The organism is Brevundimonas sp. 01N35 (assembly GCF_056399785.1).
Window position 1 is genome coordinate 1 of the sequence record NZ_JBFTRZ010000047.1, and the last position, 356, is coordinate 356.

Here is a 356-nt window from a genome sequence, read left to right on the forward strand (position 1 = left end):
CGCCGTTGCGGTCCATGCGATCGAAGGCATACAGCATCCACTGCAGGTACTCGGCTTCACTGACCTTGCCGTCGCCATCGCTGTCCATGCGCTGCAGGTAACTGGCAGTGTCGCTGACCTGGGCCTGCACGGCAGGTGCGCACACGGCGGCCAGCAGCAATGCCGTCAGCGCAGCCCTCATCCGCCCACCAGGGTGTAGCCCTTCAGTCGCGCGGCATAGGCCTGCAGCGCGGCGATGCCGCTTTCCTCGGCCTCGCGGCACCAGGCCTGCAGTTGACGCAGGCGCTCGGCGGCATCATGGCCGCGTGCTTCCAGCAGCGTCGCCAGGCGTGCGCGGTATTCCACCAGGGTGCGGA

General features: G+C 68.0%; 2 protein-coding genes. Both read right to left on the minus strand.

Annotation, left to right across the window (positions count from 1 at the left end):
* The coding region (locus tag AC1DJ5_RS14690) for a hypothetical protein (protein WP_477021078.1) at positions 1-181 on the minus strand (181 nt) is incomplete at its 3' end.
* A complete protein-coding gene (locus tag AC1DJ5_RS14695; RefSeq protein ID WP_477021079.1) occupies positions 178-345 on the minus strand; it encodes a DesA/ISL3 alpha bundle tail domain-containing protein in 168 nt (55 codons plus the stop codon). The genes AC1DJ5_RS14690 and AC1DJ5_RS14695, both read right to left, overlap by 4 nt.
* Between the last annotated feature and the right edge of the window lie 11 nt (positions 346-356).